The sequence below is a fragment of the Rhizobacter sp. LjRoot28 genome (genome assembly GCF_964253025.1).
Lineage (GTDB): Bacteria > Pseudomonadota > Gammaproteobacteria > Burkholderiales > Burkholderiaceae_C > Rhizobacter.
Genome location: NZ_CAXUQC020000001.1, coordinates 1,314,641 through 1,340,700 on the forward strand (window position 1 = coordinate 1,314,641; position 26,060 = coordinate 1,340,700).

Here is a 26,060-nt window from a genome sequence, read left to right on the forward strand (position 1 = left end):
ACGGGCTTTGCAACGGACTCGCCGCTTTCGGACACGTTCCGGACCGTGTCCAAGGACTGGATCAAGCGCTGCCAGTCTCCCTACAATCCGGCAAACCTTCACGGAGAGAAAACCCCCATGCGAGTCACCCCGTCCAACTTCAAGGCCTACGACATCCGCGGCATCGTGGGCAAGACGATCGACGAGGACTTTGCCGAGCACCTCGGCCGTGCCTTCGGCAGCGCCGCCGTCAAGGCTGGCGAGAAAGCCGTTGCGGTGGGTCGTGACGGCCGGGTGTCCGGGCCGTCGCTCGTGGCCGCGCTGATCCGGGGCCTCGTGTCCACCGGCCTCGACGTCGTCGACCTGGGCGCCGTGACCACCCCGATGCTCTACTACGTGGCAGCCACCCGCGGGCAGCATGGCTGCAACTCCGGCATCCAGGTGACCGGCAGCCACAACCCCAAGGACTACAACGGCTTCAAGATGGTGCTGGCCGGCCGCGCCATCTACGGCGCCGAGATCCAGGCGCTGCGCGAGCGCATCGAGGACGAGGACTACATCCAGGGCAAGGGCCGTTCGGCCACGATGGACATCGTGCCCGAGTACAGCCACCGCATCACGAGCGACGCCAAGCTGTCGCGCCGCATGAAGATCGTGGTCGACTCGGGCAATGGCATCCCCGGTGCATCCGCCCCCGGCATCCTGCGCGCGCTCGGCTGTGACGTGACCGAGCTGTACTCCGAGGTGGACGGCGACTTCCCCAACCACCATCCGGACCCCAGCAAGCCCGAGAACCTGGCCGACCTGATCCGCACCGTGCAGGAGACCGATGCCGAGCTGGGCCTCGCCTTCGACGGCGACGGCGACCGCCTCGGGGTGGTCACCAAGGACGGCAGCATCATCTACCCCGACCGCCAGCTGATGCTCTTCGCCACCGACGTGCTCAAGCGCAACAAGGGCGCGACCATCATCTACGACGTCAAGTGCACCCAGCGCCTGGCACCCGTGATCCGCGAGGCCGGCGGCGAGCCGCTGATGTGGCAGACGGGCCACTCGCTCGTCAAGGCCAAGCTCAAGGAAACCGGCTCGCCGCTCGCCGGCGAGATGAGCGGCCACATCTTCTTCAGCGAGCGCTGGTACGGCTTCGACGACGCGACCTACACGGCCGCTCGCCTGCTCGAGATCCTGTCGCGCTCGGACAACCCGAGCGACGTGCTCAACGCGCTGCCGACGAGCTTCAGCACGCCGGAGCTGAACGTCGCCTGCGCCGAGGGAGAGCCGCGCCAGGTCGTGCAGAAGCTGCTCGACAGCGACGAGTTCAAGGGCGCGCGCGAGATCATCACGATCGACGGCCTGCGCGCAGAGTACGATGACGGCTTCGGCTTGATCCGGTCGTCCAACACGACGCCGGTGCTGGTGATGCGCTTCGAAGGGCACACCGAGGAAGCCCTTCACCGGATCCAGGAGCAGTTCATGAGCGCGTTGCGGAAGGTCAAGCCCGACGCCGAGGTGGCTGCGGCCGCTCACTGAACCCTGTGCGCGTCCTCCTCGTCAAACTCTCTTCGCTGGGGGACGTCGTACACGCCATGCCGGTGGTGCACGACATCCAGGCCGCCCACCCCGGGGCGGTCGTGGACTGGGTCGTGGAGCCGGGCTTCGCCCCGCTGGTGCGACGCGTCAAGGGCATCGGCGAGGTCTTCGAGTGCGCGCAGCGCCGCTGGCGCAAGGCCTGGTGGACGCCCGAGGTGCGTGCCGAATGGCGCGCCTTCAAGGCCATGCTGAAGGCACGCGAATACGACGCCGTGATCGACCTCCAGGGCCTGACCAAATCGGCCCTGGTCGCCCGCCTGGCGCGCGGCCGCCGCTACGGACTCGCCAACCGCACCGAGGGCTCGGGCTATGAAGCGCCGGCCCGATGGCTGGTCGACGAAGCGATCACCATGACGCCGCACATCCATGCGCTCGACCGCTCGCGCGAGCTGGCCGCACGGGCCTTGCACCATGCGGTGGAGGGCTCGCCGGTCTTCGGGTTGCAATGGCACGGGCCGCTCTGCGAGGTGCCCACGCTGGTCTTCGTGCACGGCACGTCGCGCGACGACAAGCTGTGGCCGGAAGACCACTGGATCGAACTCGGCAAGCGCTGCGTGCAGTCCGGCTACGCCATCGTGCTGCCGCACGCCGGCGAAGCGGAACTCGAGCGCGCACGGCGCCTGGCCACCGGCATCGGGCCGCAGGCGAGCGTCTGGCCCTCCATGTCGCTCGACGCGGTGGTCGACCGCATGGGCGGCACGCAAGGTGTCATCGGAGTCGACAGCGGCCTGAGCCACATCGCGGTGGCGCTCGATCTGCCGCACGTGCAGCTCTACAACTTTCCCACCGCCTGGCGCACCGGCCCGCAGGTGTCACACGGCCATCGCCACCAGGTGTCGATCGAACGGGAGCCGACCCCGGAGGTCGACCTCGTCTGGGCGGCCTGGCAGGTGGTGCGACGGGTCGGCCGCGGCTCATGAGCGGGCGGTGGTCGTCGCGCGCCGCCCTCGGCGCGTATTCGCTGTTGCTGCGCACGTTCGCGCCGGCGTACCTGGCCCGGCTGTGGTGGCGCGGTCGCGCAGAGCCGCTGTACCGGCATGCCCTGGCGGAGCGCTTCGGGCGTCATGCCCCCGGTGCGACGCCGGGCGCGCTCTGGGTGCATGCGGTCTCGCTCGGCGAAACGCGGGCGGCCCAGGCGCTGATCGATGCACTGCGGGCCCGTCATCCCGGCGTGCGGCTGCTCCTTACCCATGGCACCGCGACCGGCCGCGAGGCGGGCCTCGCCTTGCTCCGCGAGGGCGACCAGCAGGCCTGGTTGCCCTACGACACCCCCGGTGCGGCCCGCCGCTTCATCGCGCATTTCCGCCCTGCGGTCGGCGTGCTGATGGAAACCGAGATCTGGCCCAACGTGCTGGCCGCGGCCCGTGATGCCGGCGTGCCGATGGTGCTGGCCAATGCGCGCTTGAGCGAACGCAGCGCCCGTCAGGGCGCGCGCTTCCGGGCGCTGCTGCGCCCTGCCGCCGAGTCTCTCGCCGTGGCGTTGGCACAGACCGAAGCGGACGCCGCTCGCCTGCGTGCTTCCGGTGTGCGTGACGTGGCGGTGTGCGGCAACCTCAAGTTCGACCTGGTCCCCGATCCCGCGCTGCTGGCCCGCGGGCAGCAGTGGCGCGCCCGGCTCGGCCGCCCGGTGATGCTGGGCACCTCCACCCGGGAAGGCGAGGAGCCGGGTCTGCTGCGCGCCTGGCAGGCGCTGCCGCCCGAACAGCGCGGCCTGCTGCTCATCGTGCCGCGCCACCCGCAACGCTTCGATGAAGTCGCCGCGATGGTCCATGCCGCCGGTCTGCGGCTCGCCCGTCGCTCGACCTGGCGGGACGAAGCGCCCGACGCGGCCTCGAAGGCGGACGTGTGGTTGGGCGACTCCATGCGTGAGATGGCCCTGTACTACGGCATGGCCGACGTGGCGCTGCTCGGCGGCAGCTTCGCACCGCTGGGCGGACAGAACCTCATCGAGGCCGCGGCCTGCGGTTGCCCGGTGGTGATGGGCCCGCATACCTTCAATTTCGCCGAGGCGGCCGCGCTGTCGCTCGAGGCGGGGGCCTCGCTGCGCGTGGCCGACATCGACGAAGGCGTTAAGCAGGCGGCCGCCCTGATGGCCTCTCCGGCGGCGCGAGAGCCATTCGCCTCGAAGGCTCGCCACTTTGCCGCGGCCCACCAGGGGGCGGCCGCCCGCATGGCGGCACGCATCGGTGCCTTGCTCAGCGCGCGAGGAGCTGGTTCGCCGCGGTGATGTCTTCCGGGCGAAGCTGGCCGGCCGCCTGGCGCAGGCGCAGGCTGTTCACGATGACGTCGTAGCGCGCGCGGGCGAGGTCACGGCGGGTGTTGAAGAGCTGGGTCTGGGCGTTCAGCACGTCCAGGTTGACCCGAACTCCGACCTTGTAGCCGAGCTGCGTGGCCTCGAGCGCCAGCTGCGTGGACGCCTCCGCCGCCTCCAGTGCCTTGACCTGCGCCTGGCCCGACTGCACGCCGAAGAACGCGGTACGGGTGGCCTGCGCGACGCTGCGGCGCGCGACGTCGAGGTTGTTGCGGGACTGCTCCTCGAGTGACAAGGTCTCGCGAACGCGGTTCTGGATGGAGTAGCCCGCGAAGAGCGGCATCCGGAGCGTCACGCCGATGCTCGACTGGGAGGTGCCGCCGTTGTAGTTCTGCGTGACGCCGCGGGTGTTGACGTCGGTGTCGGTGCGCCCGCGTCCGTAGGCCGCATCGAAGTCCACCGTCGGCAGGTGGCCGGCGCGCGCCTTGTCGGTCTCCAGGCGGGCGATGTCGTAGCCCAGCAGGGCGCGACGCACCGAAGGCGCCGTCTCGGTCTGGCTGACCCAGGCCTCCACGCTGTCGGGCACGGGCGGGGGCAGGACCACGGGCGTCGCCAGCGGGCGAGGCTCCACGCCGGTACGTCCGACGAGCTGGTCGAGCGCGAGTCGGCGCACGCGGAGATCGTTCTCGGCGGCGATTTCCTGAGCGGTGCTCAGGTCGAAGCGGGCCTGGGCCTCGCGGGTGTCGGTGATGGTGGCAGTGCCGACCTCGAAGTTGCGCTTGGCCGACGCCAGCTGTTCCGAGATCGCCGTCTTGCCGGCGCGTGCGCTGGCCAACGTGTCCTGCGCGGCCAGCACGTCGAAGTAGGCCTGCGCCGTGCGGACGATGAGTTCCTGTTCGGCTGCCTGCAGATCGGCCGAGGCCACTTCGAGCGAGCGCTCGGCCTGCTCGATGGTCACGCTGTTGGCACGGTTGAAGAGCGGCTGCTTGCCGGCCACGGCTGCCGACGGCCCGGTGGCCGTGGTGTCGGTGGCCGTGTTGCTTTCCACGCGCTTGTAGTCGGCGGTGAGGCCGAGCGACGGCCGCATCAACGCCCGGACCTGCTCGACGCGGTACTGGGCGGCGTCGGCCTGGGCTCGGGCGGCCAGGTAGGTGGCGTCGTATCCACGGGCCACGTCGAACACCTCGGCCAGGCTCTGGGCACGCACGGGAGCTGCGGCCACCAGGGCGACGGCGCAGGCGAGGGCAAGGTGCGCCGGGCGCAGCGGGAACAGGACGGACATGGGGCTTCCTTGGAAACGGAGATCAGTAGAGCGGAACCGAGGCATCGACCTCGCGCGACCAGGCGTCGATGCCGCCTGCGACGTTGAAGACCTGGTCGAAGCCCTGTCGCTCGAGAAAGGCTGCGACCTGCAGGCTGCGCATGCCGTGGTGGCACAGGCTCAGCACCGGCTGCTCCGGATCGAGTTCGTCCAGCCGCCCGGGCAGCTCGTTCATGGGAATGGCGAGGCTGTCGACACCGGGCAGGGTGAAGCTGGCCGTCTGCACCTCCCAGGGCTCGCGCACATCGAGCAGCACCGGGCGCGTGCCCGCATCCAGTGAGGCGAGCAGCGCGGCGAGGTCGGTGACGCGAACCTGTTGCATGACGTTCGCGCGATCAGAAGGCGAAGCGCGAGGGTTCGCCGAACCCCACCAGGCGCGGGGCGACGGTGTCGAACAGCTCGACGTGGCGGAATTCCTGGTCGCCGACGCGCGTGACGAGGGTGGCACGCATCACCGGTTCCTGGCCCACGATGGCGATGAGGCGCCCGCCGACCTTCAGTTCGTCGAGCAGTGGCCTGGGCACCGAGGCCACCGAGCCCGACAACACGATCACGTCGAAGGGGCCCGGCGTGGGCAGGCCCTTCGATGCGTCGCCTTGGAGCACGCTGACGTTGGTGATCGCCGCGCGACGCAGGTTCTCGATGGCGGTCTTGGCGAGCTCGGGGACGATCTCGACCGTCACCACCTCGCGGGCCTTGTGCGAGAGCAGCGCGGCCATGTAGCCGGAGCCCGTGCCGACCTCCAGCACCCGCTCGTGGCGGTGCACGTCGAGCTCCTGCAGATAGCGGCCTTCCACCTTGGGCGCCAGCATCACCTGACCATGCCCGAGCGGCACTTCGGTGTCGAAGAACGCCATGCCGCGGTGCTCCGGCGGGACGAAGTCCTCACGCTTGACGACGGCGAGGAGCGACAGCACACCCTGGTCCAGCACGTCCCAGGGGCGGATCTGCTGTTCGATCATGTTGAAGCGGGCTTGTTCGATGCTCATGGCGGGGGTCCTGGAGAAGACAGACGAGGGAGAGAGGGCCATTTTATTGGGCGGGCGCCCCGGCGGCGGGTGGCTGACGGTGCCACTTGCGCCGCAGCCAGGCGGACAGGTCGTCGAGGTAGCAGTAGATGACGGGGACCACGACGAGCGTCAGCAGCGAGGACGTGATGACGCCACCGATGACGGCCTGCCCCATCGGCGCACGCTGCTCCGCACCTTCGGACAGCGCGAAGGCCAGCGGCACCATGCCGAAGATCATGGCCAGCGTGGTCATCAGGATGGGACGCAACCGGACCTTGGCCGCCATCAGCAGCGCCTGCTCGCGGGGCAGGGGGGCGTCGCCATGCTCGCCTTCGCGGGCCCGGATGGCGAAGTCCACGAGCAGGATGGCGTTCTTGGTCACCAGGCCCATCAGCATCACGATGCCGATGATGCTGAACATGTTGAGCGTCGAGCCGAACACCAGCAAGGTGAGCACCACCCCGATCAAGGTGAGCGGCAGCGAGCTCATCAGCGCCAGGGGCTGCAGGAAGCTCTTGAACTGGCTGGCGAGGATCATGTAGATGAAGACGATCGCCAGGGCGAGCGCGCCCACGGCATAGTTGAACGACTCCGTCATGTTCTTGGTGGACCCGCCGAAGCTGTACCGGTAGCCCGGCGGCCACTGCACGTCCTGCAGCACCGTGCGGATGTCGGCCGAGACGTCGCCCGCGCTGCGGCCGAAGGCGTTGGCGTCGACGTTGATCTCGCGGTTCATGTCACGGCGGTTGATCTGGTTGAGGCCGGTCGAGGCCTTCACGTCGGCGACCTGGGCCAGCCGCACGGAGCGGGGCGTGCCGTCGCTTGCGGGTGCCAGGTTGATCGGCATGCGCTGCAGGTCCTCGATGGCGTTGCGGCTTTCGGGGGTGAGGCGCACGCTGACGTCGTAGTTCTCGCCATCGGGCGCGCGCCAGTTACCCACAGTGGTGCCCGCCACGAGCGTGCGCAGGGTGCCGGCCAGCGCGTTCACGTTGAGTCCGAGGTCGGACGCCGCATCGCGCCGCACGTCGATGGAGACGGTGGGCTTGTCGGGTTTGAGGGTGGAGTCGAGGTCGACGAGCCCGGGGATGGCCTGCAGCCGCGGCATGATGTCGCGCGACAGGCGCTCGAGTTCTGCGAGGTCAGGGCCCTGGATGGAGAACTGCAGGCTCTTGCCACCGCCCAGGTCGGTCGGGCCGATGTTCGTGACCGTGACCCCGGGAATGCGCATCATGGCCTCGCGCAGCGGGACGCTCAGGGCCGTCAGGTCGCGGCTGCGTTCGGCCCGGTCCACCAGCCGTACGTACACGACGCCGTAGATCTTGCCGGCGGCCTGGCCGCTGTTGATGGTCGTGACGGTGAAGCGGACCTCGGGCAGGGCGCGCAGGGCCTCGTCGATCTGGCGGGCACGCGTTTCGGTCACTTCGAGTGCCGAGCCCACCGGCGTGTAGAAGTTGATCTGCGTCTCGGAGAAGTCCGCCTTGGGCACGAATTCGGCCCCCAGCACCGGGATGAGGAAGAAGCTGCCGATGAAGGTGGCCAGCGCGATCAGCAGGGTGGCGAGCTTGTGGGCGAGCGACCAGCCGAGGATGCGCTGGTACACGTCGGACAGCCACTCGGTGAACCGGTCGAAGAGGCCGGTCACGCGGCCGATGGTGCGGTCGTACCGGGTCACCGGGGGACCGCGGTGCACGCCGTGCGCCTGCGGGTCGTGCCAGACGCTCGACAGCATGGGGTCGAGCGTGAAGCTGACGAACATCGAGATGAGCACCGCCGCGACGATGGTGATGCCGAACTCGTGGAAGAACTTGCCCACGATGCCGCCCATGAAGCCGATGGGCAGGAAGACGGCGACGATGGACAAGGTGGTGGCGAGCACCGCCAGGCCGATCTCGTTGGTGCCGTCGATGGCCGCGTCGTGGGCGCTCTTGCCCATCTGCACGTGGCGCACGATGTTCTCGCGCACGACGATGGCGTCATCGATGAGCAGGCCGACGCACAGGCTTAGTGCCATCATCGTGATGGTGTTGATCGTGAACCCGAAGGCGTACATGAACAGGAAGGTGCCGATCAGCGCGATGGGCAGGGTGAGGCCCGTGATGACCGTCGAACGCCAGGAGTTCAGGAACAGGAAGACGATCAGCACGGTCAGCAGCGCGCCTTCGATGAGTGTCTGCTTCACGTTGGCCACCGACACCCGGATGGCCCGGGAGTTGTCGCGGATGATCTCCGTCTTGACGCCCGGCGGGATGACGTCGGCCGCCCCGGCGAGCGCCTTGCGCAGCCCGTCGACGACGGCGATGGTGTTCTCGCCCTGCGACTTCTGCACCGACAGCAGCACCGTGCGCTGGCCGTTGTAGAGCGCCAGACTTTCAAGCTCCTGCGGGCCGTCGACGACGTCGGCCACCTGCGAGAGGCGAACCGGGCTGCCCGCCTTGCGCGCCACGATGATGTTGCCGAAGTCCTCCGGGCGCTTCATGCGGGCGTTGATCTGCACCACACTTTCCTGTTCCAGAGAGCGGATGGCGCCCATGGGCAGTTCCTGGTTCTCGCTGCGCACGGCGGCGAGCACCTGGTCCACCGTGATGCCGAGGGCCTCCATCGCCTGCGGGCGCAGGTAGAGGTGGATCTGGCGCAAGGTGCCGCCGACCACGCTGACGGCGCCCACGCCGCGCACGTTCTCGAGTCGCTTCTGCAGCACCTGCGTCGCCCAGTTGGTGAGCTCCTGCGCGGTCTTGCTGCCGTCCGGGGACAGGAGGGCGACGTTGAAGATCGGCACGCTCTGCGGGTCGAAGCGCGAGATGCGCGGCTCCTTCACCTCGTCGCGCAGGCTGGGCCGGATGAGTGAGACCTTCTCGCGCACGTCGTCGGCCGCCTTGCGACCGTCCACGTCCAGGTTGAACTCGACGATCACCACCGAGGTTCCCTCGTACGAACGCGAGTAGAGCGAATTGATGCCGGCGACGGTGTTGACCGCCTCCTCGACCTTCTTGGTGACCTCGCTCTCGACGATCTCGGGCGACGCGCCCGGGTAGTCCATCACGATCACGACCGTCGGGAAGTCGATGTTCGGGAACTGGTCGATGGACAGCCGCTGATAGCTGAACAGGCCGAGCACGACGAAGGCCAGCATGACCATCGTGGCCATGACGGGATTGCCGATCGAGACGCGGGTGAACCACATGGGAGCGCCTGCCTTCAGCGGGCCGCCGAGGCAGCGGGAAGGGAGGCCGCGGGCGCGGGAGGCGAAGTCGGCGCGACAGGGGACGCGGCGGCTTGAGACAACGCGACGCGGGTCCCCGGCCGCATGGTGCCGACGGTCGAGCGCAGGACCGGTGTGCCGGCGGCCAGGCCGTCGAGCAGCTCGACGGCAGCCTCGCGCGTGCCCGCAAAGGCGGCTTCGCCACGGGTGCCCAGGGTCACCAGGCGCTGCGCCACCAAACCGTTTTCGACGGCCAGCACGGTGGGCCTCGATTGCTCGACCCGCACCACGCTCAGCGGAACGGCCAGGGCCTGGCGACGCAGCAGTTCGATCGTCCCGCGCGCGAACAGGCCCTGGCGCAGTCCGGGATGGGAATCGAGCGCGAGGTAGACCATCACCGACCGCGTGCCCGCCTGGGTGCTCGGATTGATGCGCGCGACGCGGCCTTCCACCGTGTCGTTCAGGCCGTCGACCTGCAGGCGTGCCACGTTGCCGACCGCGATGCTGCCGACGTCCTCGGGCGCCACGGCGGCTTCGAGTTCGATGCGGGAAAGGTCGACGATCTCGACGATCCGGCCGTCGAGCGGAACCCGCTCGCCCGGCTGCGCGAGGCGTTGCGAGACGATGCCCGCGATGGGGGCGACCAGCCGCGCATCGCCCACGGACTTGCGGGCCAGGTCGGCGGCAGCCACGGCGGCGCGGTACGAGGCCTGCGCCGCGGCATGGTTGGCCACCGACGTCTCCAGTCCGGTCGCCGAGATGAAGCCCTGCTCGACCAACGCGCGGTTGTTGTCGAGCGTGCGCTGCGCGATGTCCAGCTGCGCACGCGCGGACTGGGCGGTCTGGGTGGCCTGCCGCACGCGCAGTTCAGCTTCCAGCGGGTCGAGCTGGCCGATCACCTGGCCGGCCCGCACCGGGTCGCCCTCCCGCACGGTAAGCGTCTTGAGCTCCGCGGAGATCTTCGCCTTCACGACCGCGGTGTTCACGGCCTTGAGTCCGCCGGACACCGTCAGCGTGCGCACGAGTTCCACGGGACGGACCACCACCACATCGGCCGGGGCGAGATCGATGGCCGCTGCCGATGCGGCTGCGGCCGGAGCAGGCGGGGCGCTGGCGGCTCGACGCGCCTTCGAGGTGCGCAACACGAGGGCGCCCACCACCAGCAGTGCAACGATGGCGATCACCCACGGAGTCCGGCGTTTCATCAGGTCAGGCTTTCTCGGAAGGTCGCGTCTGCAGCAGGCCGTGCAGCACGAGGTCGATCTGGGTCTCGATGAGCCGGCTCGGCTCGACAGGGTGTTCGCCGATCGGGCATTCGCCGAAGGTGTGCTGGTGAAGGGCGAGGAAGATGAGTGGGGCGATCAGCACGTGGGTGACCTCGTGCGGCGGCACGGGCCTGAACTCCCCGCGCTCGATGCCGCGCTCCACGATGCCGGAGACGAGGTCATGTGCCGGCACCACCACCTCCTGGCTGTAGAACTCGGCGATCTCGGGGAAGTTGCGCACCTCCGCCATGATGATCTTGTGAATGCCGCCGGCCGGGGTGCCGCCCACGTGTTCCCACCAGGTGCGGAGCATGGTCGCCAGGAGTTCGGCCATCGAGCCCTCGAAGCCCTCGGCCACGTCGGCGCCCGCCGCCAGCACGTGCGAGAGGTTCTGCCGGATGACCGCCTTCAGCAGCTCTTCCTTGCTGGGGTAGTAGAGGTAGAGGGTGCCCTTGGAGACGCCGGCACGCGCCGCGACTTCCTCCGAACGGGTTGCCGCGAAGCCCTTTTCCACGAACAACGCAAGCGCCGCATCCAGCAATTCTTGCGGACGCGCTTCCTTGCGGCGCTGTCGAGGCTGCGGATTGGGCGGTTTGGGCGCGGTGGGCATGAGCAATACTGACTGATTGGTCAGTAATGTAGCTGTCGGGGCGTCAGCGGGTCAAGGCGAATGCTCGGCGCGCGTTGCCACCAGCGCATTGCCACGCCGCAAAGAAGTGTGAACAACCGTCCAGTATCACCCGGCGCCCGGGCACAGTCCCTGCATCGGTATCATCCCGCGTCGATTACTTCGCACAACCAACAGGGAGCAGGTTTGGATATCGTTTTGTGGGTCAAGGCGGCGATCATGGGAATCGTCGAGGGTTTGACAGAGTTCCTGCCCATCTCCAGCACCGGTCACCTCATCCTCACCGGCTCGCTGCTCGACTTCACCGGCGACACCGTCAAGGTGTTCGAGATCGCCATCCAGACGGGCGCCATGCTGTCCGTCATCTGGGAATACCGTGAGCGCCTGAAGCGCACCTTCGCCGGCGTGACGCACGACCCGGTGGCCCAGCGCTTCGCGCGCAACGTGGTGATCGCCTTCATTCCGGCGGCCGCCCTGGGCCTGGCCTTCGGCAGCATCATCAAGGCGAACCTGTTCCATCCCGTGCCGGTGGCCATCGCGTTCATCGTCGGCGGCTTCGTCATCCTGTTCGTCGAGTGGCGGCACCGCCGTCTCTATGGCGACCGCGACATGCAAGGCAGCCGGGTGGCCCGGGTCGAGACCGTGGACGACATGAGTGCGCTCGATGCGCTCAAGGTGGGCCTGCTGCAGTGCTTGGCGCTGATTCCCGGCACCAGCCGCTCCGGCGCGACCATCATCGGGTCGCTGGTGCTCGGCTTCTCGCGCAAGGCGGCCACCGAATTCAGCTTCTTCCTCGGCATTCCGACGCTCATGGGCGCCGGGGCCTACTCGGTCTACAAGTACCGCGATCAGCTCACCTGGGGCGATCTGCCCATGTTCCTGGTCGGCACGGTGTTCGCCTTCATCAGCGCGCTCATCTGCATCCGCTGGCTGATCCGCTACGTGTCCACGCACGACTTCACCATCTTCGCGTGGTACCGCATCGCCTTCGGCATCGTGGTGCTCGCCACGGCCTGGACCGGCACGGTCAACTGGGCCGGTTGAGCCTGCGCCCCGCCGAGAGGCGGGGCGTCGCCACCGGGATTCGGCGGCGGCCGAGGTGTCAGCGCCGCTTGAACACCAGGTCCCACACGCCATGCCCGAGTCGCAGTCCGCGGTTCTCGAACTTCGTGAGGGGCCGGTACGCCGGCTTCTCGGCATAGCCCTCGGCGGTGTTGACGAGGCCCGGCTCTGCCGACAGCACCTCCAGCATCTGCTCGGCATACGGTTGCCAGTCGGTCGCGCAGTGCAGGTAGCCGTCCGGGGCCAGCCGCGTCACCAGCCGTGACACGAACGGCGCCTGGATCAGGCGGCGCTTGTTGTGCTTCTTCTTGTGCCACGGGTCGGGGAAGAAGATGTGCACACCGGCGAGCGAGCCGGGGGCGATCATGTGCTCCAGCACCTCCACCGCATCGTGCTGCACGATGCGGATGTTGCCGAGCTGGCGTTCGTCGATGTGCTTGAGCAGGGCCCCGACGCCCGGCGTGTGCACTTCCACGCCCAGGAAGTCGGTGTCGGGCAAGGCCTCGGCGATGCGCGCCGTGGCGTCGCCCATGCCGAAGCCGATCTCGAGCACGACGGGCGCCGTGCGCCCGAACACTTCCGCGGGTTCCAGCGTCTCGGCCAGGTAGGGCAGCACGAAGCGCGGACCCAGCTGCTCCAGCGCGCGCATCTGGCCGGTGCCCATGCGGCCCGCACGCACGACGAAGCTGCGGATGCTGCGGGGATGCGCCACGGGGGCGTCGCTTTCGTCGGGCTCGATGGGGTCGGTCATGGGGAAAGGGTCAGTCGTGCGGCGGACACAGGGGGCAGGCATTGTGCCCGAGTCGGCTGGCACCTGAGCGACAGCCGGAAGGGACGCCGCCGCCTAAGCTCGCCGTCCCACACTCCGAGGCAGCCAGATGAACCGAGTCCTTGCCCATTGCGGCGCACGCTACCCCATCCTGCAAGCTCCCATGGGCTGGATCGCCCGGGCGCCCCTGGCCGCGGCCGTGTCGCGGGCAGGTGGGCTGGGCATCATCGAGACCTCGTCAGGCGAGACTGCCAACTGCCAGGCCGAGATCCTCAAGATGCGCGAACTCGGCCTGCCCTTCGGTGTGAACCTGCCCATCCGCTTCCTGAAGGACGAGGCCATGCTGCGCTTCGTCTGCGAGTCGGGCGTGCGCTTCGTCACCACCTCGGCCGGCAGCCCCGCCAAGTTCATCGCGCCGCTGAAGGCGGCCGGCATCGTGGTCTACCACGCGGTGCCCACCGTGGAGACGGCGCTCAAGTGCGTCGAGGCCGGTGTCGATGGCCTGGTCGTCGAAGGCGCCGAGGGTGGCGGCTTCAAGAACCCGGAGGAGGTGTCCACCCTCGTGCTGCTGCAGGCCATCCGGGCGCGCGTGGGCGTGCCCCTCATCGCCGCCGGTGGCATCTGCGACGGCCGCGGCATGGCCGCCGCGTTCGCCCTCGGCGCCGAAGGCATCCAGATGGGCACGCGCTTCGTCGGCTGCGCCGAGAGCCCGGTGCACGACAACTTCAAGGCGGCGATCTGCAGCGCCACCGAAACCGGCACCTGGGTGCTCAACCGCAAGGCCTCGCCGTGCATCCGCGCGTTGAAGACGGCCGGCACGCAGGCGATCCATGAAGAAGGGCGCATGCCGGCCGACGTGCTCAGCCGCGTGCAGGACCTCTACTTCGGGGGTGACATGGACGCAGCGCCTGCACTCGCCGGCCAGACCGTGGGCCTCATCGACCGCGTGAAGTCGGCGCAGGAGATCATCGACGACACGGTCAATGGCTTCTTCGAGATCACCGAGCGCATGGCCCGCTTGACGGCGCAACGAAGCTTCGGCTGAAGGGGTGGGGCGCGTCGGCACCGCTGGCGCAACTCCCTTCGTGGCGGACCGGCAGCACAAAACAAAACGCCCCGAGGCAGGTCGGGGCGTTGGTCGCGCTGCGCGCGGCATCTGGAGCGGGTGAAGGGAATCGAACCCTCGTATGAAGCTTGGGAAGCTGCCGTTCTACCATTGAACTACACCCGCGGAACGAGCGGCATTCTAGCGCACTCCGGGCGAGGGGCCGGCGCTTGTCGTTGGCGGGGCCGCGCGGGGAAGGGGGGTGCTGTCACGCCATCGGTGTGCGGCCATGGGCCTGCGCGGCCGGCCCGTTCCATTCAGCAGACCGCCGGTCACGGGACACGGCACGCTGGTAACACCTTGACCCGGATATCGCGGTGAACCGGGCGCAACCCCGCTTGCGGTCCGGCGGAGACCGCGTCAGGATGTGGGCCGACTCGGCGCTGGCCGGGTCGCATCTGCCAGAGGCCTGAAGGCCCACCACCAGGAGACAACGATGAACCCAGCCCTTTCCTTGCGGCGCGCACGGCGCGCGCCCGCGTCCCGCTTCGCCCGCATCGCACTTGCCGCCGCCACGCTGGCATCCGCATCGGCGCACGCTGAGGTCGTGCTGCAGCAGAACTTCAGCACCGGCCTCGGCAGCTTCACGGCCTCAGGCTCCGTGAGCACCAGCAGCGCGGGTGCGCGCATGAACGCCGCATTCGGCTCGAACGACGGCGCCATCCGCTCGGCCACCTTCAGCACGGCCGGCCTGACGGGCCTCACGCTGACCTTCCAGCGCAGCAGCAGCGGCCTGGACACCGGGGAGGCCGGCATTGCGGAGATCTCCACCAACAACGGCGCCACGTTCACGGTGCTGGAGTCGAGCCGCACCGCCTCGGGCGCGACCACGCTCAACCTGCCGGCATCCGCCGCGGGGCAGGTGGCGGTGGTGCTGCGCTTCCGCGTCGATGCCAGCTCGTCACTCGAGAACTACACCGTGGCCAGCGTGCGGGTGGACGGGACGCGCGGCGAGACGCCGACCCCTACGCCCGGCGCGCGGGACCCGGGCACGGGGCCCTGGACGCTGGTGCCCGCGGCCAACGTCGCGACCGAGTGCAAGCTCGACCCCGCGCTGCTGCAGCAGGCCAACCGCACCCTGGGCCATGCCTGGGCCGTCGTGCGCTATGGAAAGCTCTGCCACGAGTACTACCCGAACGGCAACGATCCCGCCGACCAGGTGTATTCCACCACCAAGACGATGGGCGCGCTCACGGTCGGCGCGCTGATCCACCACACCAAGTCGCTGCCGGTCACGACGACCCGCAAGCGAGGCCCGCTGGGCGAGTTCCAGCGCATCGATCACTGGCTCGACAGCTTCACCTTCGACCAGGCGTCCACGACGGCGCACGTGCTGGCCATGGTGAGCGCCGCATCGCCCAACCTCAACTACCCCAACCGGGAGTTCAAGTACGACACGGTCGGCAGCGAGGCGATCAATCGACTGAGCGATGTGGTCAACACCGTGGTGGCGCAGGACACCACCCGCCTGGGCAGCAACATCGGCGCGTTCTGGCGCCGCCACCTGGCCCAGCCGCTCGGCTTCGAGAACTCCACCTGGGGCACGTCCGAGACCAGCAAGAGCTTCGCCACCAGCTGGACCACCACGGTGCGCGACATGGCGCGCCTGGGCCTCTTGATGAACAACGGCGGCATGTGGAACGGCCAGCGGCTCATCGACCAGGACTTCCTCTACAACCTGTCGCACCCGTCCTTCGAGGACGCCAACACCGGCTACGGCTACCTCACCTGGCTCAACGAGGACGACAGCTGCGCGCCCAAGCCGATCCACCGCAGCTACCCGCATGGACCCGTCTCGAACGCGCCCAGCTGCCTGAGGTCCGAGGGCTGCTCGCAAACGCACGATGCAGGCGTGTTCTACGCCGCGGGTCTGGGTGGGCAGTACGTCATCGTCCACCGTGCGCTCGACCTCGTGATCGTGGTCAAGGATTCGGGTGGCCAGTCGGGCACGGAGCCACGCCGCTTCTGGGAAGCCCTGCGGCCGGCCGTGCTCGCGCACGATCCGACCTACCGCGGCAACAACGCCGGCTTCTGCGCGGCGTACGGCCGCGGTAACTACGCCCCTGACCTGAAGCTGTGGGAAGGCGGCCGTTGATCGGCTGACGCGCCCGTTGAAGGCCCGGGCTCGCCCGGGCCTTCAGGGGCGCTCGAAGGCCACCCTGCGGGGTGGCCTTCTCGTTGGTTCGTGGGCAGGGATCACGGCCGGTGCGCCGCTTCGTGAGACAGTGGCGCATGGACCCGAACGCTTCGCCATCCCGCCGGCTCCGGTGTGCCCGCTGCCAGCGCCCGGCGGCCACCTGCCTGTGCCACCTCGCGGTGCCGGTGGCGAACCGAACCGAGGTGCTCGTGCTGCAGCATCCGATGGAAGCAGGCCATGCGAAGGGCACGGTGCCACTCTTGCACCTGAGCCTGGCGCGCAGCCGCATCGAGGTCGGGGAGCGCTTCGATCCGGACGTGCTGCAGGGGTGGCTCGGTGACGACGCCGTGCTGCTGTATCCGGAGGAGGGCGGGCCGGGCTCCACGCCGGCCCTGCTGCAGCCGGGTCGGTTGGTCGTCATCGACGCCACCTGGCGCAAGAGCCGGCTCATGCTGCACGTGAATCCGCTGCTCCGGCAGCTGCCCCGTCTGGCGCTTTCGGCGCCGCCGGCATCCCGCTATGGCATGCGCCGAGCGCACCGTCCGGCGCAGCGATCGACGCTGGAGGCGACCCTGCTGGCGCTCGAGCAGCTCGAGGGCGCATCGCCCGCTCACGCGGCCCTGCTCGGCGCGCTGGACGAACTGGTGCGGGATTGGTCGGCGAGGGCAGGGGCTGCCGACTGATCCGCGGGTGCTCTCGGCGCGGGGATTTGGGCCCACCTTCCCGCTGCCCTACATCCTGCACGCCGTCGGCTGCATACGTGGTGCTACGCAGGCGGGTTCACCCGAGGTGGGTTAGACCTAGTTGATGCAGTGCAACGTAGGAGACGACATTCGCCAACTGGACTGGGCGGCCCATGAGGCAGGGGCCCGGCCGAAACCGATCTGTCGAAGGAGCTCCCATGACTGAGAAAACTTCCGCCCCGCGTCGCCGATTTCTCAAGAAGACCGCGACCACGGCCGGTGCTGCGGGCGCGCTGGCCGCGCCGATGATCGCGACGGCCCAGACCACCACCTTGCGCTTCCAGAGCACCTGGCCCGCCAAGGACATCTTCCATGAATACGCCCTCGACTTCGCCAAGAAGGTGAACGACATGGCCGGCGGTCGCCTCAAGATCGAGGTGCTGCCCGCGGGCGCGGTGGTGCCCGCGTTCCAGCTGCTGGATGCCGTCAGCAAGGGAACGCTGGACGGCGGCCACGGCGTGATCGCGTACTGGTACGGCAAGAACTCCGCGCTGGCGCTGTGGGGGTCGGGCCCGGCCTTCGGCATGGACGCCAACATGATCCTCGCCTGGCACCAGTACGGTGGCGGCAAGGCGCTGGTCGAGGAGGTCTACAAGAGCCTCAACCTCGACGTCGTGTCGTACCTCTACGGCCCGATGCCCACCCAGCCGCTGGGCTGGTTCAAGAAGCCGGTGGCGCGCGTGGAGGACATGAAGGGTCTCAAGTTCCGCACCGTTGGCCTGGCGGTGGACGTGTTCACCGAGATGGGAACCGCCGTGAACCCGCTGCCCGGTGGCGAGATCGTGCCGGCGCTCGACCGCGGCCTCATCGATGCGGCCGAGTTCAACAACGCCTCCAGTGACCGCGTGCTGGGCTTCCCCGACGTGGCCAAGAACTGCATGCTGCAGAGTTTCCACCAGTCGGGTGAGCAGTTCGAGATCCTCTTCAACAAGGGCAAGCTGAACGCGCTGCCGGCCGAGCTGCGCTCGATCGTGGAGTACGCCGTGCAGGCGGCCTCTGCCGACATGAGCTGGAAGGCCATCGAGCGCAACTCCGCCGACTACCAGGCACTGAAGAAGCAGGGCGTGAAGTTCTACAAGACGCCCGACAGCGTGCTGCGTGCCCAGCTGGCCGCCTGGGACAAGACCATCGAGAAGAAGGCCGCGGAGAACCCGCTGTTCAAGAAGGTGCTCGATTCCCAGCGTGCCTTCGCCGAACGCGCAGGCGCCTGGCAGAACGACTACACCGTCGACTTCAAGATGGCGCACAACCACTACTTCGGGCGCAAGGCGCCTGCCAAGAAGGGCTGACCCGCCCGATCCCCCGGCGGGGCGCGTGATCCGCGCCCCGCTCCCGTTCTGGTGTTTGGAGATCCCTGATGCAGAAGCTGCTGTGGGGCGTGGACCGGTTCTCGACGTGGATCGGCAAGGCGTTCGCCTGGCTGATCGTGGCCCTCACCGCGCTGATCGTCTGGGAGGTGTTCTCCCGCTATGTGCTGAACAAGCCGCACGCCTGGGTGCTCGACGCCCAGATCATGTTGTACGGCACCTTGTTCATGACGGCCGGGGCGTACACCCTCAGCAAGAACGGCCATGTTCGAGGCGACGTGCTGTACGGGTTCTTCCGCCCGCGCACCCAGGCGACCGTGGACCTGGTGTTGTACCTGCTCTTCTTCCTGCCGGGCATCGTGGCGCTCACCTGGGCGGGTTGGACGTATGCGAATGAATCCTGGGCCATCCGCGAGCAGACCTTCTCTGCCGACGCACTGCCGCTCTATCCCTTCAAGTTCATGATTCCCGTGGCTGGCGCCGTGCTGCTGCTGCAGGGTGTCGTGGAGATCATCCGATGCGTCATCTGCCTTCAGCAGGGCGAATGGCCCCGCCGCGAGGATGACGTCGAGGAGGTGGATGTCGACAAGCTCAAGGCCATGGTGCATGTGAAGGACGAGGACATCGAAGCGCTCGACCGCTACGTCACCAAGGAGCAGCGGTCATGAAGATCCGCAAGGAACTGTGGTTCGGATTCTCGCTGATGGCGCTGCTGATCGCCGGCGCGGCCACCATGCTCATCAGCGTGCCGGTCATCACCAATGGCCACATCGGCCTGCTGATGCTGTCGCTCGTCGTGGTGGCCATCATGCTGGGCTTCCCGACCGCCTTCACGCTGATGGGCATGGGCATGCTCTTCACCTGGATCGCCTACGAGCGCGACAGCGCCAAGACGCTCGACCTGATGGTGCAGGCGGCCTACAAGGTGATGGCCAACGACGTGCTCATCTCCATCCCGCTCTTCGTGTTCATGGGCTACCTGGTCGAGCGGGCCAACCTCATCGAGAAACTCTTTCGCAGCCTGCATTTGGCACTTGCGCGCGTGCCCGGCTCGCTGGCCGTCGCGACGCTCGTCACCTGCGCCGTCTTCGCCACGGCGACGGGCATCGTCGGTGCGGTGGTCACGCTGATGGGGCTGCTGGCCCTGCCGCCCATGCTGCGCGCGGGCTACAGCGTGCCGCTGTCGGCCGGTGCCATCACGGCGGGCGGCTGCCTGGGCATTCTCATTCCTCCGTCGGTGCTGCTCATCGTGTACGGTGCGACGGCGGGCGTGTCCGTCGTCCAACTGTATGCAGGCGCCTTCTTCCCGGGCCTGATGCTGGCCGGCCTGTACATCCTCTATGTCGTCATCGTCGCCAAGCTCAAGCCGTCGATGGCGCCGCCGCTGTCGGCCGCCGATCGCTACGTGCCCCTGCCCGACAGGTTGGTGGCCGCCGGCGCTGATGGCGACCGCCGTGCGGTGCCCGGACTGCTCGCGGCGCTGAAGCGGCAGGGCGAGCACGGCGTTTCGGCCCGCTACCTGATTGGCCAACTGCTGGTGGCCTTGCTCCCGCTGCTCCTGGTGGCGCTGGTGGCCGCGTTCGCCTACCGTTCGGCCACCCATGTCGCGGTCCCGGATGGTCTGCCGGAGCTGCAGCAGATCGGTTCCGGCCAGGAGTCGGAGCCGGCACCGTCCGGTGGCCTGGAAGAGCCTTCGGGCGGGTTGGACGAACCGCCGACCGACGACCTCTCCGAGCCGCCGACGGAGGAAGCGCCGCTCGCGGAGCCGCAAGCGGCGAGCGACCCGGCGACTGCGCTCAGCATTCCGGCCAGCGCACCGGACGAGCCGGCGGCGCTGGGCACACCGCCGAGCCTCGAGACCCCCGCGGCGCCCGATTCGCCCGCGGCGGAAGCCGCCGTGCCAAAGCCCTCCGGCACCTACTGGCTCCTGCTGGCGGTGGCGGCGGTGGCCATGCTCGCGTACTACATGGTGCTTAATTTCACGCGGCTCGAGGTCTTCAAGATGCTGCTGACCTCGTTCTTCCCGCTGCTCATCCTGATCCTGGCGGTGTTGGGGTCCATCGTCTATGGCCTGGCCACGCCGACCGAGGCCGCGGCCGTCGGGGCCTTCGGTGGCCTGCTGCTGGCCATGGCGTATCGACAGATGACACTGACGCGGCTGCAGGAATCGGTGTTCCTGACGGCCAAGACCTCCGCCATGGTGTGCTGGTTGTTCGTCGGTTCCTCCATCTTCTCGGCCGCCTTCGCGCTGCTGGGCGGCCAGGAGCTCGTGGAGCAGTGGGTGCTCGGCATGAATCTCACCAAGACCGAGTTCCTGGTGCTGTCGCAGATCATCATCTTCGTGCTGGGCTGGCCGCTCGAGTGGACCGAGATCATCGTGATCTTCATGCCGATCTTCGTGCCGCTGCTCGACAACTTCGGCGTGGACCCGTTGTTCTTCGGGCTGCTCGTCGCCTTGAACCTGCAGACCGCCTTCCTCTCGCCACCCGTGGCGATGGCCGCCTTCTACCTGAAGGGCGTGGCGCCGAAGCACGTGACGCTGAACCAGATCTTCGCCGGCATGCTGCCCTTCATGGCGATCCAGGTCCTGGCGATCGTGCTGCTCTACCAGTTCCCGGCCATCGGGCTGTGGTTGCCGCAGGTGCTGTACAAGTAAAAGGAAGGGGGCTCAATGCCCCCTTGTCCGCAGCGCGCCCGTCGGCTTCTCGTGGTTGGAGCCCTCGGAGACTCGCGCTATGGTTTGCTCACATCCTTGAAGGGAGAGCGACGGTGCGTTCTCGTTCGCGCCGGAGACTTCTCGTCGGGGGCCTGTTCGCGGGTTGCGTGGCGAGCTGTCCTGCCCTCGCGTCATCGCGCCTCCTTCCGCCGCGTGTCCTCCGTCTCGCCCGCTGAGCGTCATGCCGCCAGGCCGCAGATGAAGGGCCTGCAGGTGCAGCTTGAAAGCACGACGCGGCGCACTAGAGTTCAGGGATCTTCACCTGCGCGACGAAGGAGTTCCCCATGCCCTCCATTGGCTTTCGCAGTGCTTTGCGTGCCCCCACCGCGGCATTGCTCATGGCTTGGCTTCCGACTGCCGCAATCGCGGCCGAAGGCTGGGCCGAGATCGGTTGGGGGTGGCGCTGGGGTTCGGGGGAGATCCTCTACAACCGAGATGTCGAACCGACGAACCGGGCGAACGGCGGTGCCACCTTCCGCGACAGCGTCGGACCGTTCTCGGTCATCGCATGGGAGATGTTCGAGCAGCATCGCTTCGAGGGATGGGGTGGCACGCTGATCACAAGCAGCACCACGTGCCTTCCGGAAATCGATTGCTCCCCATCGGTCACGCTCGTGGTGGAACTGGGCCCTCTGAGGTCCGGAGATCCGGCCCGGTGGCAGGTCACCCTAACCGGTCCCGGGGAGCTGGACGCGCGAGGTCTCCCCTACCTGCAGGGCGACCTGAGCGGCCCGGCTCACTACGAGGGCTACCTGTCGAACGACTTGAACGACACGCGGTACACCGCAGCCATCGGTTGGGGTGACGGCTGGAATCGCGCGGTGGCGGCACCCGTTCCCGAACCGGCTTCGTGGGGCCTCATGGCGCTGGGCGTCGGGCTGCTCGGTGGGCTCCGGTCCGGGGCGCGTCGGCATTGAACTCAACCGGGTGGGCCGGAGGGCAGGACAAGCGCGGCCCAAATCGGTGCGTGGGGACGGCAGGACCCGCGTGAAACGGAGGGGCACGGAGCGGCTGACTAGAATTGCCGCCCTGCTGTCGTTCCGTCCCCGCCCCATGACCATCGTCGTCAACGAAGATCTCAAAGCCTACATCGATCCGCTCACGCCGGACGAGTACTACGCGCTCGAGCGAAGCCTGCTCGCGGAGGGATGCCGCGACGCCTTGGTGTTGTGGGGCGACGTGCTGGTCGACGGGCACAACCGTTACGGCATTTGCCAGAAGCACGGATTGCCGTTCCAGACCGTACAGAACACGCGCTTCCAGACGCTGGAGGACGTGCACCTGTGGATGATCGACCAGCACCTGGGACGCCGCAGTGTCTCGGACTACCAGCGTGGGGTGCTGGCGCTGCGCAAGAAGGAAATCGTGGCCGAGCGGCAGGCGCGGGCTCGCGCCGAGGGCGCGTCCGAAGCGGCGGCGAGCGCGCAACCAGCGGCTGACGGCTCGGACGAGGCGGCTGCCGTGCCGCCCGCCGATGCGCTCGCCAGCCGCGAGGCAATCGCGCGTGCCGCCCGCCTGAGCAGCAGCCAGGTGGGCATGATCGAGAAGATCCGCAAGCAGGCGGCGCCCGAAGTCGAGGCGGCCGTGCGCTCGGGCACCATCTCGATCAACGCCGCGGCTGCCGTCGCCAGCCTGCCCGTGGAAGAGCAGGTGGCGGCCGCGACCGCAGGCAGGGACGAACTCAAGCAGGCGGCCAAGCGAGCCCGCGAAGCGAAGCGCCGGCCGCGCGACGAAGCGGCATCGAGCGCAGGGGAGCCGGGCGAAGACGAGTTGACGACGCTGCGCCGGCGCGTGGCTGAGCTCACCGCCGAGAATGAAAAGCTGCGTGGCCAGGTGGCCACCTTGTTGGCGACACGCTGACCTCAACGCACCGGGTTCCCAACGCATGATCGACTCGCACCACCCCGATCCGGCCGAGCAGCGGCTCACCGACCTCGAGATCAAGGCCAGCTACACCGAGGACCTGGTCGACACGCTGAACGCCATCGTCGCGCGCCAGCAGCAGCAGATCGACCAGCTGGCGCGCGAACTCGCGGCGCTGCGCCAGCAGATGCCCGCGCCGGACGCGGGAAACTTTCGCAGCCTGCGCGACGAGTTGCCACCGCACTACTGAGCCGGCGTGCGGTTTGCTGGAGCCTTCGGCGCCGACGGCCTCCCCCTAATTCGAAGTGCCGGTGTCGGGCCCGCCCGCTTGAAGCCGGGGCGTCCTCGGACTACTGTCATAGCACGTCCACGAGCGGGAGCGAGCGATGGTCAAGACTTGGCACGGGCGGGCGGTGGGCCTGGTGGTGGTTGGTCTGGCGGGCATGCTGGCGGCGCCACCCGCCATGGCCGTCGCCGAGGGCGGCTGGGCAGAGATCGGTTGGAATTGGCGATGGGGCTCCGGCAGCATCGTCTACAACCGTGACGTCGCGCCGACAGACCTGCAGGATGGCGGCGGTACGTTCCGGAATAGCCTGGGTCCGTTCAGGATCGTGGCCTGGGAAATGCTCGAAGCGCACCACTTCGAGGGCTGGGGCGGCACCATGGTGACCCGCAACCTTGACGTCGGCGAGTGTCCCCCGATGGAGGATCCTGCGGCCTGTGACGGGATCTCCGTGGTCATCGAGTTGGGCCCCCTGGTTTCGGGTTCCGCCGCACAGTGGACCCTCACCATGACCGCGAGGGGACGTCTCGACGAGCTCGGCCTTCCCATGCTCGGCACGGCCTCGGAAGGCGGAGGCCCGCAATTCGACGGATATCTCTCGAACAACCTCGACGATCGCCGGTACTTTCCCCTCGACAGCGAATTCGGCAACTGGCATTACTCGGTCGCGGCACCGGTGCCCGAGCCCGCCGGGCTGGCGCTGGCGGCGCTGGGGTTGGTCGGGGTCGGTGCGACAGCGGCGCGACGCCGTGCGGGGCCAAGCGCTTGAACGTTGCGCTGGTGCCGTCGACAGCGGGCGGCCGCTTCGAGCGGCCGCAGCGAATCAGGCTGGCGCCGCCGGGGCCGGCAGCGCCTTCACGTCGTACTGCGCCGCGTAACCGGCGCTCGGCGGGATGGGCCGGATCACATCGATCAGTACGCCGTTAGGGTCGCTCGTGATGAAGTGACGCTGCCCGAACGCCTCGTCCCGCAATGACAGCAGGATCGGCAGGCCTTCGGCGCGCAACCGGTCATGGACGTCCTCGACGTCCTCCACCTCGAAATTGATCAGCAACCCACCGGCCTGGCCGCGGCCGGCCGCCGGGATGGTTTCGTGCTGCCCGTCGAGGATCGCGAGGTTGACAGACGGGTGTTCGCGCGACTGCAGGTGAACGTACCAGTCGGCGTTGAAGAGGGGCGCGAAGCCGAAGTGCTGGCAATAGAAGTCGGCGGTTTCGCTGACGCGGTTCGTCATGAGGACGGGGTAGTAACTGGTGATCTTCACGGCGGGGCTCCTGGTTGTTAACATACAGGCTGTATGTATCTAAACAGTAGCCCACGGAAGGCCTGCATGCAAGAGAAAGCCCCTCGACGATCGAACCGCGAGCGCACCGACGCCACACGGGATGCGCTCACCCGTGCGGCGCGATCCCTGTTCATCGCCCACGGGTATGCGCAGACGTCCACCCCGCAGGTGTGCGCGGCCGCGGGCATCACCCGCGGGGCGCTGTATCACCACTTCAGCGACAAGCGGGACCTGTTCCGGCACGTGCTGGAGCTGGAGTCGCGCGCGGTGGCCGAACACATCGTTTCGGAGACGTCGGGCCCGGTACCCGCGGCCGAGGCCTTGCTCGCGGGCGCCGACGCCTACCTGGACGCCATGAGCGTGCCCGGCCGAACGCAGCTGCTGCTGGTCGACGGCCCGGCGGTTCTCGGTGTGGCCGACGTGATGGCGATGGACGAGTCGCACGCGGCCGGCACGCTGCGGGAGGGCCTGGCTGCCGCGATGCCCCGAGAGACCGACGTGTCGGTGGACGCGCTCGCACGGCTGCTTTCGGCGGCCTTCGACCGAGCGGCGCTCGACATGGACGCCGGCGCCGAACCGGACGAGGTGCGCGGCGCCATGCGCTGGCTTCTCAAGCGCGCCCTGGCGGGCTGATCGCTCAAGGCGACGGTGCGACAGCCGACCACTGCAGGGCGAGCGCGGCATCCAGCCTCACGGTCGCCCGGACTTCGAAGCGAACCAGGCGAAGTGCGCCCGGGAACTGCGCGACGGCCTCGGCATCCCAGACCACTTCCGCATGTCCGGTGACATGCAACAGGTCGCCCGACTCGAAGCCGATGAACAGCAGACCGGCCCGTGGATTGAGCGCCAGGTTGCCGAAGGTGTTGAAGAAGAGGTTGCCCGCGTAGTCCGGGATCCAGAGCGCGCCGTCTTCGTCCACCGACACGAAGCCAGGCGCCCCGCCTCGATGTGAGACGTCGAGGCCTTCTTCGGGCACGGCCGAGTGGGGCGCCCGCGGGTGAGCCGTCGCGATGAACAGCGTGTCGGCCCGCTGAACGAGCGCCAGGTCCCGCGCGTCCAGCCGTTCCCCACTGCGCGGCGAATGAGAGACCCGCCCCGGCCCGTATGTCGCCTCTCGGGGGACGATGTACTTCGGGCAGTTGCCGAAGCTCTGCGCCACCCTGATCGACACACCGTCCGGTGTGACCTCCTCGACGATGCCGTTCATGCGATTGCGCCGTCGGGTGTGCGCTTGAATGCCCAGCAGCCCGACCGACTCACCCTCCCGCCAGCGCAGGGGCGCACCGACCAGCGGCGCGGCGTTGACCCGCAGCCGCCGCGCATCGGGCGAGCTGACGAAGCCCGGCGGCGCAGCCACGATGCTGGCCCACGGCCGGCCGGCGTCGTCCACACTGCCCACGATGAGGAACGGCAGCAGGGAAAAGAAGCTTCGGTGCTGCTCGGGCATGTGGTCCCGGATCGCGCGGTCGGCCACCTCGGCCATGCGGTCACGCACCTCCAGGCGCTGCTGGACCCGGGCTTCGCCTGCATGGAAAGCGCCCATGTCC

The 26,060-nt window shown here is 68.5% G+C and carries 24 protein-coding genes and 1 tRNA gene; 15 read left to right on the forward strand and 10 right to left on the reverse strand.

Annotated elements, in window-relative coordinates:
• The first annotated feature begins 117 nt into the window (after positions 1-117).
• The 3 genes from ACSQ2F_RS06240 to ACSQ2F_RS06250 are packed head-to-tail and all read left to right on the forward strand — an operon-like array spanning position 118 to position 3,796.
• Positions 118-1,509 (forward strand): phosphomannomutase/phosphoglucomutase, encoded by a 1,392-nt coding sequence (locus ACSQ2F_RS06240; protein WP_436020859.1) that lies wholly within the window; start codon positions 118-120, stop codon positions 1,507-1,509.
• A 56-nt stretch (positions 1,510-1,565) separates the two neighbouring features.
• Complete coding sequence (gene waaC / locus ACSQ2F_RS06245; RefSeq protein ID WP_436020861.1) at positions 1,566-2,489, forward strand: lipopolysaccharide heptosyltransferase I; 924 nt, start codon at positions 1,566-1,568, stop codon at positions 2,487-2,489.
• Positions 2,486-3,796, forward strand: a complete 1,311-nt coding sequence (locus tag ACSQ2F_RS06250) for a 3-deoxy-D-manno-octulosonic acid transferase (protein WP_436020863.1) — start codon at positions 2,486-2,488, stop codon at positions 3,794-3,796. The genes waaC and ACSQ2F_RS06250 overlap by 4 nt, the downstream gene beginning before the upstream one ends.
• On the opposite strand, the gene ACSQ2F_RS06255 is transcribed toward ACSQ2F_RS06250, so the two are convergent.
• The 6 genes from ACSQ2F_RS06255 to ACSQ2F_RS06280 are packed head-to-tail and all read right to left on the reverse strand — an operon-like array spanning position 3,765 to position 11,225.
• Complete coding sequence (locus tag ACSQ2F_RS06255; protein WP_436020865.1) at positions 3,765-5,102, reverse strand: TolC family outer membrane protein; 1,338 nt, start codon at positions 5,100-5,102, stop codon at positions 3,765-3,767. The two genes, ACSQ2F_RS06250 and ACSQ2F_RS06255, sit on opposite strands and share 32 nt — an antisense overlap.
• Positions 5,103-5,124: 22 nt before the next feature.
• A complete protein-coding gene (locus ACSQ2F_RS06260; RefSeq protein WP_436020867.1) occupies positions 5,125-5,463 on the reverse strand; it encodes a rhodanese-like domain-containing protein in 339 nt (112 codons plus the stop codon).
• Positions 5,464-5,476: 13 nt separating this feature from the next.
• Entirely contained in the window at positions 5,477-6,130 is a 654-nt protein-coding gene (locus ACSQ2F_RS06265; RefSeq protein ID WP_436020869.1) for a protein-L-isoaspartate O-methyltransferase family protein, read from the reverse strand.
• A 43-nt stretch (positions 6,131-6,173) separates the two neighbouring features.
• A complete protein-coding gene (locus ACSQ2F_RS06270) occupies positions 6,174-9,332 on the reverse strand; it encodes an efflux RND transporter permease subunit (RefSeq protein ID WP_436020871.1) in 3,159 nt (1,052 codons plus the stop codon).
• Positions 9,333-9,346: 14 nt separating this feature from the next.
• A complete protein-coding gene (locus ACSQ2F_RS06275) occupies positions 9,347-10,555 on the reverse strand; it encodes an efflux RND transporter periplasmic adaptor subunit (RefSeq protein WP_436020873.1) in 1,209 nt (402 codons plus the stop codon).
• Between the two features lie 4 nt (positions 10,556-10,559).
• The gene (locus ACSQ2F_RS06280; RefSeq protein ID WP_436020875.1) at positions 10,560-11,225 is read right to left on the reverse strand and encodes a TetR/AcrR family transcriptional regulator; all 666 of its coding nucleotides are present in this window, start codon (positions 11,223-11,225) and stop codon (positions 10,560-10,562) included.
• A 204-nt stretch (positions 11,226-11,429) separates the two neighbouring features.
• On the opposite strand from ACSQ2F_RS06280, the gene ACSQ2F_RS06285 reads away from it, so the two are divergent.
• Positions 11,430-12,287 (forward strand): undecaprenyl-diphosphate phosphatase, encoded by an 858-nt coding sequence (locus ACSQ2F_RS06285; protein ID WP_436020877.1) that lies wholly within the window; start codon positions 11,430-11,432, stop codon positions 12,285-12,287.
• A 58-nt stretch (positions 12,288-12,345) separates the two neighbouring features.
• Here the strand turns inward: ACSQ2F_RS06285 and trmB are convergent, their stop codons facing one another.
• Complete coding sequence (gene trmB / locus ACSQ2F_RS06290) at positions 12,346-13,056, reverse strand: tRNA (guanosine(46)-N7)-methyltransferase TrmB (RefSeq protein ID WP_436020879.1); 711 nt, start codon at positions 13,054-13,056, stop codon at positions 12,346-12,348.
• Between the two features lie 127 nt (positions 13,057-13,183).
• On the opposite strand from trmB, the gene ACSQ2F_RS06295 reads away from it, so the two are divergent.
• Positions 13,184-14,119, forward strand: coding sequence for an NAD(P)H-dependent flavin oxidoreductase (locus ACSQ2F_RS06295; protein WP_436020881.1), 936 nt, complete (start codon positions 13,184-13,186; stop codon positions 14,117-14,119).
• A 112-nt stretch (positions 14,120-14,231) separates the two neighbouring features.
• Here the strand turns inward: ACSQ2F_RS06295 and ACSQ2F_RS06300 are convergent.
• Positions 14,232-14,305 (reverse strand) — tRNA-Gly (locus ACSQ2F_RS06300).
• 310 nt (positions 14,306-14,615) lie between these two features.
• On the opposite strand from ACSQ2F_RS06300, the gene ACSQ2F_RS06305 reads away from it, so the two are divergent.
• The 9 genes from ACSQ2F_RS06305 (at position 14,616) to ACSQ2F_RS06345 (ending at position 23,997) form a co-directional block, all read left to right on the forward strand.
• A complete protein-coding gene (locus tag ACSQ2F_RS06305) occupies positions 14,616-16,274 on the forward strand; it encodes a hypothetical protein (protein ID WP_436020883.1) in 1,659 nt (552 codons plus the stop codon).
• A gap of 137 nt (positions 16,275-16,411) precedes the next feature.
• A complete protein-coding gene (locus ACSQ2F_RS06310; protein ID WP_436020885.1) occupies positions 16,412-16,999 on the forward strand; it encodes a tRNA-uridine aminocarboxypropyltransferase in 588 nt (195 codons plus the stop codon).
• A gap of 218 nt (positions 17,000-17,217) precedes the next feature.
• Positions 17,218-18,348 carry a TRAP transporter substrate-binding protein gene (locus ACSQ2F_RS06315; RefSeq protein ID WP_436020887.1) on the forward strand — a complete coding sequence of 377 codons (1,131 nt, stop codon included), beginning with the start codon at positions 17,218-17,220 and terminating at the stop codon, positions 18,346-18,348.
• A gap of 68 nt (positions 18,349-18,416) precedes the next feature.
• Positions 18,417-19,034, forward strand: coding sequence for a TRAP transporter small permease subunit (locus tag ACSQ2F_RS06320; RefSeq protein WP_436020889.1), 618 nt, complete (start codon positions 18,417-18,419; stop codon positions 19,032-19,034).
• Positions 19,031-21,022, forward strand: coding sequence for a TRAP transporter large permease subunit (locus ACSQ2F_RS06325; protein ID WP_436020891.1), 1,992 nt, complete (start codon positions 19,031-19,033; stop codon positions 21,020-21,022). Before ACSQ2F_RS06320 ends, ACSQ2F_RS06325 begins: the two co-directional genes overlap by 4 nt.
• Positions 21,023-21,420: 398 nt before the next feature.
• Positions 21,421-21,999: a PEP-CTERM sorting domain-containing protein gene (locus ACSQ2F_RS06330; RefSeq protein WP_436020893.1), complete on the forward strand. Its 579-nt coding sequence runs from the start codon at positions 21,421-21,423 to the stop codon at positions 21,997-21,999.
• A 136-nt stretch (positions 22,000-22,135) separates the two neighbouring features.
• Positions 22,136-22,942, forward strand: coding sequence for a plasmid replication/partition related protein (locus ACSQ2F_RS06335; RefSeq protein WP_436020895.1), 807 nt, complete (start codon positions 22,136-22,138; stop codon positions 22,940-22,942).
• 25 nt (positions 22,943-22,967) lie between these two features.
• Entirely contained in the window at positions 22,968-23,195 is a 228-nt protein-coding gene (locus ACSQ2F_RS06340) for a SlyX family protein (RefSeq protein ID WP_436020897.1), read from the forward strand.
• Between the two features lie 136 nt (positions 23,196-23,331).
• Positions 23,332-23,997: a PEP-CTERM sorting domain-containing protein gene (locus tag ACSQ2F_RS06345; protein WP_436020899.1), complete on the forward strand. Its 666-nt coding sequence runs from the start codon at positions 23,332-23,334 to the stop codon at positions 23,995-23,997.
• A gap of 54 nt (positions 23,998-24,051) precedes the next feature.
• On the opposite strand, the gene ACSQ2F_RS06350 is transcribed toward ACSQ2F_RS06345, so the two are convergent.
• Positions 24,052-24,492, reverse strand: coding sequence for a VOC family protein (locus ACSQ2F_RS06350; protein ID WP_436020901.1), 441 nt, complete (start codon positions 24,490-24,492; stop codon positions 24,052-24,054).
• Between the two features lie 66 nt (positions 24,493-24,558).
• Between ACSQ2F_RS06350 and ACSQ2F_RS06355 the strand changes: the two genes are divergently transcribed.
• Complete coding sequence (locus tag ACSQ2F_RS06355) at positions 24,559-25,146, forward strand: TetR/AcrR family transcriptional regulator (protein ID WP_436020903.1); 588 nt, start codon at positions 24,559-24,561, stop codon at positions 25,144-25,146.
• 4 nt (positions 25,147-25,150) lie between these two features.
• Here ACSQ2F_RS06355 and ACSQ2F_RS06360 read toward each other — a convergent pair whose 3' ends face one another.
• A complete protein-coding gene (locus tag ACSQ2F_RS06360; RefSeq protein WP_436020905.1) occupies positions 25,151-26,056 on the reverse strand; it encodes a pyridoxamine 5'-phosphate oxidase family protein in 906 nt (301 codons plus the stop codon).
• Positions 26,057-26,060: the final 4 nt, after the last annotated feature.